Source organism: Hyalangium sp., assembly GCF_035629615.1.
Classification (GTDB): domain Bacteria; phylum Myxococcota; class Myxococcia; order Myxococcales; family Myxococcaceae; genus Hyalangium.
The window spans coordinates 1-8,659 of sequence record NZ_DASPHO010000672.1 but is presented as its reverse complement, the minus strand read 5'-3'; the positions used below and the strand labels follow the sequence as shown (position 1 = coordinate 8,659).

Here is an 8,659-nt window from a genome sequence, read left to right as displayed (position 1 = left end):
TGACGCGGAGCAAGTGCTTGCGGGCCGGTGGGCGCCGACACTGGAGGGAGCGGCGCTGACCTATTCCGAGGTCAACGACTGGTTTGCGTGAGCGCCTCCCTCCTCGCGCTGTGCTACTCGGAGGTGATCTCCCGGAAGTCGCTCGGAACGACGAAGAGAGCGGGATCGAGGTCGGCCACCCGGATGTCCTCGAGCGTCAGGGTGCCAAACAGGTCAGCCTTCTCGCGAATGGGGTAGCCGAGCTCCCGATCCACCCAGTTGGTCACCGTGTCATGAGGCGCGTGGGTGCGCAGGAAGCGCTGGGTGCGCCGGCCCGCCACCACTTCCTCGCCCTCGAGCGAGCAGGTCGCACTCGCCTCGGTGCAGCCGCCGGGCAGGTGGAAGGGGAGCCCCACCCGCCCAGGCAATTGCAGCAAATCATAGCTGCGAGCCTTGAGATCCAGGGACGCCGTCACCCGGTTGCTCGGGTCGTACAGCAGCGTCTGCACGCGTGCGCCGTCCGCCGGCTCGAGGCGCACCCGCCCACAGCGAGACACAAAGATGTGGTTGCGAATGCTTCGGCCTTCCATCTGGTAGGAGGCCATGGCGCTGAAGTCCTTGGCGTAGACGGGCTTGGTGCACGAGTCCCCGGCAAGGATGCCGTGGCCCTTCCCCCCGGTCCGCGCTGACTCCGCCGGGCCATCCCACGCCCAGGCTGCGCCGGAAGCAGCGAGCACCATGAGCCCCACGCCCACGCGCGCGGCCAGGCGCCCTCTGGGCTCGGACGCGGAGGCCTGCCCCAGCAGGCGCCGCACCCGGGCGAGCAGCGGCTGACTCCCCACGCCCAGCGCCAGCGCCGGGCCCGACTGGCGCAGTTCCTCGAGGCCCAGCAGCGCCTTGGAGTACACCCGAGCGCTGCCGCACAGCTGGACCGCTGCGTCGTCACAGCAGTGCTCGCGCTCGAGCCGCACACGGCTCGACAGCCAGAGAGCCGCAGGGTGGAAGAAGAACACCACCTCCACCAGGCACTGCGCGAGGTTGGCCAAGGCGTCGTGGCGACGCACGTGCGCGAGCTCGTGTGCCAGCACCGCCTCGAGCTGCGCCGCGGTGAGCCGCTCGCTCAGGCCGAGCGGCAGCACGAGCACCGGACGCACCACGCCCACCACCAGGGGAGAGGGCGCATGGGGCGACTCCAGCACCGCCACCGCACGACGCAGGCCCAGCCGCTCCGCCACCCGCGCGGCGACCTGGAGGAGCTCCGCGGGCGCAGGCGTCGCGGGCCTGAGGAGCCGCTCGCGCATCCGTCTCCAGCCGAGCATGAGGCGCATCGCCACCCCGCAGGCGCCGGCAAGCCACACGGCCACGAGCAGTGCAGGCAGGCGCGCCGCCAGCGCCGCGAGCTCCGAGTCCTGCACCTGCATCGGCGCGGCGGCGACGACGCTCGGTGCGGCCAGGGCGGGCACTGCCTCATTCACCAGGGCGGGCGCCCCTTGGCTCGCGGGCACCGGGGCCTCGACGGGGGCGGGGCGGGGCAACAGCAGGGTGGCCAAGGGAGAGAGCACCAGCGCGACGAGCGCGAGGTACCCCACCCCATACCGGGAGCGGGCCGAGCTGCGGCGCAACAGCCACAGCGCGGTGCCAGCAGCCAGCGCGACGGCGCTCGTCTGCCACACGCCGTGGGCCAGCCACACGGCCAGCAGGCGCCCCACACCTTCTTCGATCCATGCAGCGCTCATCGGTCCTCTCCTCCCTTGTCATCCAGCAGTTGGCGCAGCTCCTCGAGTTCTTCCTTCGAGGCAGGCTTGAGCGTCAGGGCCTGCAGGGCGAGCTTCGCCGCGGAGCCGCCAAAGACACGATCGAGCAGGTCCTTCACCAGTTGACGCTGGGTGATCCCCTCGGCAACACGGGCCACGTACACGTGGCTGCGGGCGCTCTCGTCCCGGGCCACCAGCCCCTTGGCGGTCATCACCTGCAGCTGCTTGAGGGTGGTGGTGTAGCCGGCGCCCTTCCCCTCCTCCCGCCCAAGGGCCTCATGCACCTCACGCACCGTGCTCGGGCCTCGCTTCCACAGCACCGCCAGAATGGCGAGCTCGGCTTCTGTCGGGAGTGCATCCGCTGTCATGAGCCCGTTGTACGATTCCAGTCGTAGTTTGTCAACGACGCCCGTCGTACTTGCAGCCGCGACCCGCATTCGCAGAAATCAATGTGCTACACGCAACTTCACTATCCCACCTGCGACAATGAAGGCATCCCTCCTACACGAGATGCCCTCCATGCTCAGTGTCGATCGGTCTTCGCGCCCCTCTCCCACTGCTCGAGTCTCCCCTGCCGCCGAGCCGTCCTCTCGTCCCGAGCCCGTGTCCAGCCGGGCCGAGCCGGCCAAGTCGGCGCGCACCGAGCTGTTCACCCGGGATGCCTTCGTGGGCGCTGGCTCGCGCGCGGCCCGGGCCACACCGGTCGATGTGAGCGGCAAGAGCAACAAGGAGCTCGACGGTTTCCTCGTGGGGGCCGGCGGGGCGTATGACCCGCGCACCACGCGCATCCAGGACATCCCGGCCATGGAGCCGGATGGCGGCAACCGCACCGGGCGCACGGTCATCCACGTCAACGGCATCATGACGGACTACAGCTCGATCCGGTCGGAGATGAAGTCTTTGGCCAACTCCTCGGGAGACAGCGTCATCGGCATCTACAACGCCACCGAGGGGGGCGTGAAGGACGTCCTCCAGGCAGGCCTGGACAAGATCCGCGCGGGTGAGAACAAGGCCGTGGATCAGCTCACCTCGGTCCTCTACGACAAGATCAGCAAGGGCGAGCAGGTCTCCATCTCCGGCTACAGCCATGGCGGCCTCATCGTGAGCCGCGCGCTGCAGAACGTGAAGGACCGCCTGGCGAACGAGTCCACGAAGTTCTGGCCGTGGCAGAAGAGCGGCGAGGCCGAGGCGAAGCTGCGCAACCTCGTCACCGTGGAGACCTACGGGAGCGCCGCGAGCTCGTACCCGGACGGCCCGAAGTACACCCACCACATCAACTCGGCGGATCCGGTCCCGGGCTTCTTCGGCCTGCCGAAGAACATCTTCGGCCAGCGCACGGGTGGCGGGAAGGACGCCGTCATCAACGAGTTCAACACCTGGAACCCGCTCACCGCCCACAACTTCTCCCGGTACATGGAGCACCGGCAGGAGTTCTACGGGCAGAAGAAGGCTGCCTGAGCGGCCTCGAGCAAGTTCGCAACCCGGTCGCGGCGTGAAGGACCCAGGCTGAGGGTGGGAGTTAGGGGCTGCGCGCGACCGCGTCTCGTGATGGAACGGGGCTGACGATGCGGACCTTCATCGCCATCGAGCTGGGTGCAGCGCTGTGCGCGCGGCTGGAAGTCGAGCTGCGCCGCCTGGCGCGGCTGGCTCCGGATGCACGCTGGGTGAGGCCCGACAGCCTCCACCTGACCCTGGCCTTCCTGGGCGAGATGTCCGACGCGGCGGTGCCGGCGGTTGGTGCCGCGCTGGCAAAGGTCGCCTCCCGGAACCGGCCGCTCTCGTTGCGTGCAAGGGGCAGCGGCACCTTTGGGCCGCTCGACTGCCCAAAGGTCTTGTGGGCTGGACTGGCCGGAGACCTCGATGCGCTCGGAGCGCTGCAGCGCGCGGTCGCCGTCGAGCTCTTGCCCCTGGGGCTCGCCCCGGATCACGCGGTGTTTGAGCCACACGTGACGCTCGCTCGCGCCAGCAACCCGCGGGGAGACGCCGCATTGAGCCGCTGTGCCGACGCCCTGCGCACCACCGACTTCGGGGAGTTTGCCGTGCGCGAGCTGGCACTGTTCGAGAGCCAGACGGATCGTGGGGGGATGCGCTATATCGCCCTGGCCCGCCACCCGCTGGGGGCACCGGAGCCCTAGATGGCCCTCGCCCCGACGCTGTACGACTTCCAGATCTCCTTGAGCCACGTCGATCGCTCGATCGATCAGCCGCAGCTCGGCATCAAGGTCGCGCGCCACCCTTCCGAGACCCTGCAGCGCCTCTGGCTGCGGGTGATCGCCTACTGCTGGCTGTGGGAAGAGCGGATGACCTTCGGCAAGGGACTGGGCGAACCCGATGCGCCCGATCTCGAGTGCCGCGACTACACCGGACTGGTCACCCACTGGGTGCGGGTCGGCAAGGCGGACCCGCTCAAGCTTCAGCGCGCCGTCGATCAGAACCCCCACGCGAAGGTCTCCGTCCTGTTCGAGTCTGTCGAGCGGCTCGAGGCGTTCATCGGCGAGGTGCGTGAGGTCAAGGCGGCGCGCGTGGCCAAGGCCGAGCTCGCGGCGGTGGATGCCGAGCTGCTGCGTGCGCTCTCCGCCGTCGATTCACGGCGCGTCAAGCTGTCGCTGACCTTCGTGGGCGATCACATCTACGCCGACTGCGACGGCCAGCACTTCGACGGCCCACTGACCCGCGCGGCTCCGTGAAGCTCGAGCGCCACGTCGGCGGGCTCTCGCTCGCCCGCAAGACCCACTACCTGCGCGCGCGAGGCTGGAGCGAGACCGAGCACGGCTGGCAGAGTCCGATCTTCGGCACGCTGCCCCTCGCCAAGGCCCTCCACCACCAGCTCACCGATGACCTCAGCCAGGCCCTCCGCCAGCGAGGGTGGCAGGTGCTCGGGTTCTCCGATCGAGGCTACGTGCAGATGCGCGATGGCGAGCACGGCAAGCCCTGCTCGCTGCCGAAGGCGCTGCGCACCCAGGCGCGTCGCGAGCAGCGGCCGGTGGCCGAGCTCACCTACTCGCTGTTCCTCGCGGCGCTGCTCGAGGACGAAGGCCCGTAGGTCTCGCCCGAGCCTCACCCTCGCCGCACGAGCCCCTTGCCCAGCGCTTCGGCGAGCAGCGAGGGGGCGATCTCCTTCTCGGGCAAGGGCCCCTGCGCCAACGCTCGGAGCACCTCGGAGAGCCCCGGCGGCGCCGTGTGCACCTCCATGCCTCCCCCCCGCTTGCGGCGGACGGCGAAGCGCCACGGCCGGGAGACGGTCCGCCGGGCCGTCTGCGCCAGGGACTCCAGCCCGCTCAGCTCGACCGTGCCGTTGGCCCAGGCCCTCCCGGTGAGGTGGCGACGCAGCGCGCGGGCGGCGTAGACGAGCTCGGACAGATCCGCCGGGAAGGTGCCCACCCGCGCCTCCTCCACGAGCCCCACCTCTCCTGGCTTGGGAGGGGACATGGGCCGCTGCATCAGCGTGGGGAGGAACGTCTCGAAGGAGAGCGCCGCCGCAGCCGCTGCCCCCTCATCCGGGTACTCGCGGAGGCGCCGCCGGGCGAAGTCCAGGAACGCGTGGCCGAACGAGCGCCCCGAGCCCTCGAAATACTCTCGGAACTCGGCGGAGGAGGTGAAGGCCAGCAGCCCCTCGCGAGTGCCCGCCAGCAGCAGCCGGGAGATGGGGAAGTCCCGGTCGAGCTGCTCGGCGACCACGGCGAGGCGGAAGTCCGTCTCGGCGATCGTGCCCTCCACATCATCGGCCACCACGGCCCGGCGGACGCCATAGCCTAGATCGAAGAGCTCCCAGGGCCGGCTCACGTGGCTCAGGGGCGGCGGAGTGGCCTCCACGGGAGTGAGGCGCACAGGCTCACGCGTCTGCCGAGGCACCAGGTTGCGCAGGCGCCGCAGCGTGATCAGCGCCACCTCCGGAGGGTGCCCATCTCCCTCGAACGTGACCGCGCGCAGAGAGGTGCAGCGCGGCAGCACCTTCTCGAGCAGCTGGAACAGCTCCTCGCGCACAGGCTGGGTGTGATCGTCCACGTAGAAGCGGCGGGCCCAGCGGCGCGTCACCACGCCGCCCGCGAGGTGGAGCTCGATGACCCGATCGAATGGGAAGCCGTCGAGCCCGGTCTCCAGCGGCAGCTCGGCGCTGAGCTGGTAGCTGAAGAGGTGCCCCAGATCGAGCAGGAGGGGCAGCCCGGTGCGCGACTGCAGCCGGGCCATGAAGTCGAGCACGTGCATGTCCCCGCGCCGGGCGATGACGGAGGGGTTCTCCAGCGCCAGGGGCATGCTCAGCCCCGCCTGGACGTGGAGCGCGTGGGCGGCGCAGTCCTGCAGGCCCTCGTTGGTGAGGGGCGGCGTGAGGTAGAGGTAGCCGGGGAAGGGCTGCCCGCCGGAGTGCCACCAGCCCACGTCGTTGCCCACCCACGGGCTGCCCACGTTGCGCGCATGCGCGTCCAGGTCCTCGAGATCCTTGGCGGACTCGAGCACCGGCCCGTAGAGGTTGAGGTGCACCGGGTGGAAGAGCACCGGCACCTCCTTGAGGCGCCGGTGCATCTCCGGGAACAGCGTGGCGTGCTTCTTCGTCTCCCCGAGCGACAACGGAGCGCTGTACTCGACGAAGTCGAAGAGCTCGGGCTCCTCGTCGAGCAGCCGGTAGGGGTGGGGCGGGTCGCTGGCGCTGAGGTTGCTGCTCAGGCCCAGCCCACGCCAGGGCAGCGTCCAGAAGTCGGAGGAGGAAGCCATGCCCCTACCCTACCCGAGCCCCTCGCCCTGCTCACCCATCTCGGCTCCAGTTGCCCTGGAAGGCGGGCCCGCGCACACCGCTGGTGGTGCTGGTGGTGCCGATCTCACCCCAGCGCGAGTTGTACTTGAGGAAGTTCTGGCCGTTGAGCGGCCGCGTCTTCTCCCCCACGTTGATGACGCCACCGCCCTGGAAGCCCGCCTGGGTGCCCTTGCCGCCCGCCCAGGTGAACCAGCGGTGGTTGTTGTTCGTCTCGCAGCTGCTGGCGCCCCACCCCGCCTCCTCGATGGTGGAGTCACACACCGACTCGGAGACGTAGCTGGCGTGGCTGCCATCCGCCGTCCACACCAGCGGGTGCGTGGAGTTGAACCACTGCACGCTGGCCTTGGCGTAGTAGGTGACGTTCTTGTGGTGCGCGAAGTGGACGCCTGCCACGGAGTAGTCCGGGTTGAGGCGCACGTTGATGTGCTCCCAGTCGGACTCGTGGTTGAAGCTCAGCTGCGCGTCGTTGTACGGGAAGAAGAACCAGTACTGGACATTCACGCCCCCATAGCTGTTCTTGTAGACGTGGCCGTAGACCTTCCAGTCGGCGGAGTTGGAGCTGCCGTTGTGGACGGCGTCATCTGGCGGCTGGAGGAAGAAGTGCTCGCTGTCGTTCCAGTCCGTGCCGTACGAGAGCCGGGTGGTGCTGGTATGCGAGCAGAGCCAGTTCTTGTCGGTGTGGGAGCGGTTGGTGATGTTGGTCTGGTTCACGCTGCCCAAGGCGACGATGGCACAGTCGGAGCAACCATCATGGGTGAAGCGCATGTGGACGCGAGACAGGTACCAGTCCACGTTGGCGGGCTTCGTCCAGTCGATCGTCCAGGGCAGGTTGACCACGGGCGCGTGGCGCTGGAGGAGGCAGTTCTCGTCTCCGTCATCGATCCCGTCGGCATCTCCATCCACGCCGGAAGCGGTACACCCCGCTATCAGCTCCTGCTGCATGGACATCAGAGACAGCGTCTCATCCTCTGGACCACAGCCGGCGATGACCGTCAGGCTGAGTGCTGCGGCACCGAACCACGCATTTCGGTTTGACATGTTTCCCCTCCCTGGCAGGGAGGGCGGATATTACACGGATGACCATGTTCCATCGCAAGGGCCCGACGTTTTTCGAGCTGGCACAGCAGGCGCTCAGCTCGATCGAGCATGGGTACGATCTGCTCGCGCCGAAGTTCGAGTACACGCCGTTCCGCACACCGGACGTGGTGCTGAAGACGGCGATGGCGCAGGTGGGTGCGCCAGGCTCCATCGATCGGGCGTTGGATCTGTGTTGTGGAACGGGGGCGGCCCTGCGCTTCCTGCGGCCGCTGTGCCGTCAGGAGGTGGTGGGCGTGGACCTGAGCCGGGGGATGCTGGATGAGGCGCGCCAGCTGCTGGCGGAGGCACCAGGTGAGGCGAAGATCACCCTGGTCCAGAGCGACGTACTGAAGCTGACGTACGAGGCCGAGTTCGACGTGGTGACGAGCTTCGGGGCCTTCGGACACATCGTGGGGGAGGACGAGGTGCGGCTGGTGGAGGTGCTCGCACGCGCGCTACGGCCTGGGGGCCGCTTCGTCTTCGTCACGGTGCACCCGCCCTCGGTGTTGAACCCGGGCTACTGGATCGCCAAGGGCTTCAACGCGGCGATGCGTGTGCGCAACGCATTATGGAAGCCGCCCTTCGTCATGTACTACCTGACGTTCATGGTGCCCCGGGCCCGCGAGCTGCTGGAGGCGCAGGGCTTCGAGGTGGACGTGCGAGACGGGCTGATGCCGCGCCCCTTCACGCCCTTCAGCGTCGTCGTCGCCACGAAGAAGCCGTGACGTCATAGACGGGTATCCGCTGCACGAACCCCGTCTGGCATGAGCCTGGAGAGCCGCGCAGAGTGGGGCGATGGACGCGAGGCCCTCACAGCCAGAGCTATCGGGACGATCCGTTCGCCGCAGCCTCCTGTTCCGGCGCCGGGAGGAGAGGCGGCGGGACAGTGAGAGGACCGAGCTCTGCGGCAGGTTCCCAGCTGTCGAGGCGAGCCCGGGTGCTGGCCCAGTAGCGCGGGGCGAGTTCCAGGTAGCGCTGCCTGGGCCAGTGGGCCAGTACGCGGAAGAGGTCCCTCAGGTAGGCCTCGGGGTCGAGCGCGTGCAGGCGCGCCGAGGCGACGAGCGAGAGGATGTTACCGGCACTCTGGGCGTGGCCGTCG

The 8,659-nt window shown here is 68.9% G+C and carries 10 protein-coding genes; 5 read left to right on the top strand and 5 right to left on the bottom strand.

The features are described from left to right. Positions 1–113: 113 nt before the first annotated feature. Together VD972_RS34040 and VD972_RS34035 are read right to left on the bottom strand one after the other, a co-directional pair. Positions 114–1,715: a M56 family metallopeptidase gene (locus VD972_RS34040; RefSeq protein ID WP_324992969.1), complete on the bottom strand. Its 1,602-nt coding sequence runs from the start codon at positions 1,713–1,715 to the stop codon at positions 114–116. Continuing rightward, entirely contained in the window at positions 1,712–2,101 is a 390-nt protein-coding gene (locus VD972_RS34035; protein ID WP_324992968.1) for a BlaI/MecI/CopY family transcriptional regulator, read from the bottom strand. The genes VD972_RS34040 and VD972_RS34035 overlap by 4 nt, the downstream gene beginning before the upstream one ends. A 151-nt stretch (positions 2,102–2,252) precedes the next feature. Between VD972_RS34035 and VD972_RS34030 the strand changes: the two genes are divergently transcribed. The 4 genes from VD972_RS34030 (at position 2,253) to VD972_RS34015 (ending at position 4,776) form a co-directional block, all read left to right on the top strand. Then, the gene (locus VD972_RS34030; RefSeq protein WP_324992967.1) at positions 2,253–3,191 is read left to right on the top strand and encodes a hypothetical protein; all 939 of its coding nucleotides are present in this window, start codon (positions 2,253–2,255) and stop codon (positions 3,189–3,191) included. A gap of 107 nt (positions 3,192–3,298) precedes the next feature. Further along, a complete protein-coding gene (thpR, locus tag VD972_RS34025) occupies positions 3,299–3,868 on the top strand; it encodes an RNA 2',3'-cyclic phosphodiesterase (RefSeq protein WP_324992966.1) in 570 nt (189 codons plus the stop codon). Then, entirely contained in the window at positions 3,869–4,420 is a 552-nt protein-coding gene (locus tag VD972_RS34020; protein WP_324992965.1) for a YaeQ family protein, read from the top strand. Then, positions 4,417–4,776, top strand: a complete 360-nt coding sequence (locus tag VD972_RS34015; RefSeq protein ID WP_324992964.1) for a hypothetical protein — start codon at positions 4,417–4,419, stop codon at positions 4,774–4,776. The genes VD972_RS34020 and VD972_RS34015 overlap by 4 nt, the downstream gene beginning before the upstream one ends. Positions 4,777–4,790: 14 nt before the next feature. Here the strand turns inward: VD972_RS34015 and VD972_RS34010 are convergent, their stop codons facing one another. Together VD972_RS34010 and VD972_RS34005 are read right to left on the bottom strand one after the other, a co-directional pair. Continuing rightward, positions 4,791–6,443, bottom strand: coding sequence for a DUF692 domain-containing protein (locus tag VD972_RS34010; RefSeq protein ID WP_324992963.1), 1,653 nt, complete (start codon positions 6,441–6,443; stop codon positions 4,791–4,793). Positions 6,444–6,474: 31 nt separating this feature from the next. Continuing rightward, complete coding sequence (locus VD972_RS34005) at positions 6,475–7,521, bottom strand: hypothetical protein (protein WP_324992962.1); 1,047 nt, start codon at positions 7,519–7,521, stop codon at positions 6,475–6,477. 44 nt (positions 7,522–7,565) lie between these two features. Here VD972_RS34005 and VD972_RS34000 point away from each other — a divergent pair, with 44 nt between their 5' ends. After that, positions 7,566–8,285, top strand: coding sequence for a class I SAM-dependent methyltransferase (locus VD972_RS34000; RefSeq protein ID WP_324992970.1), 720 nt, complete (start codon positions 7,566–7,568; stop codon positions 8,283–8,285). 97 nt (positions 8,286–8,382) lie between these two features. On the opposite strand, the gene VD972_RS33995 is transcribed toward VD972_RS34000, so the two are convergent. Beyond that, the coding region (locus tag VD972_RS33995; RefSeq protein ID WP_324992961.1) for a transposase domain-containing protein at positions 8,383–8,659 on the bottom strand (277 nt) is incomplete at its 5' end.

What these genes read in the sequence shown, in the direction of transcription:
- VD972_RS34040 (WP_324992969.1), bottom strand. Translation starts at nt 1,715, where the DNA reads ATGAGCGCTGCATGGATCGAAGAAGGTGTGGGGCGCCTGCTGGCCGTG.
- VD972_RS34035 (WP_324992968.1), bottom strand. Translation starts at nt 2,101, where the DNA reads ATGACAGCGGATGCACTCCCGACAGAAGCCGAGCTCGCCATTCTGGCG.
- VD972_RS34030 (WP_324992967.1), top strand. Translation starts at nt 2,253, where the DNA reads ATGCTCAGTGTCGATCGGTCTTCGCGCCCCTCTCCCACTGCTCGAGTC.
- thpR (WP_324992966.1), top strand. Translation starts at nt 3,299, where the DNA reads ATGCGGACCTTCATCGCCATCGAGCTGGGTGCAGCGCTGTGCGCGCGG.
- VD972_RS34020 (WP_324992965.1), top strand. Translation starts at nt 3,869, where the DNA reads ATGGCCCTCGCCCCGACGCTGTACGACTTCCAGATCTCCTTGAGCCAC.
- VD972_RS34010 (WP_324992963.1), bottom strand. Translation starts at nt 6,443, where the DNA reads ATGGCTTCCTCCTCCGACTTCTGGACGCTGCCCTGGCGTGGGCTGGGC.
- VD972_RS34005 (WP_324992962.1), bottom strand. Translation starts at nt 7,521, where the DNA reads ATGTCAAACCGAAATGCGTGGTTCGGTGCCGCAGCACTCAGCCTGACG.
- VD972_RS34000 (WP_324992970.1), top strand. Translation starts at nt 7,566, where the DNA reads ATGTTCCATCGCAAGGGCCCGACGTTTTTCGAGCTGGCACAGCAGGCG.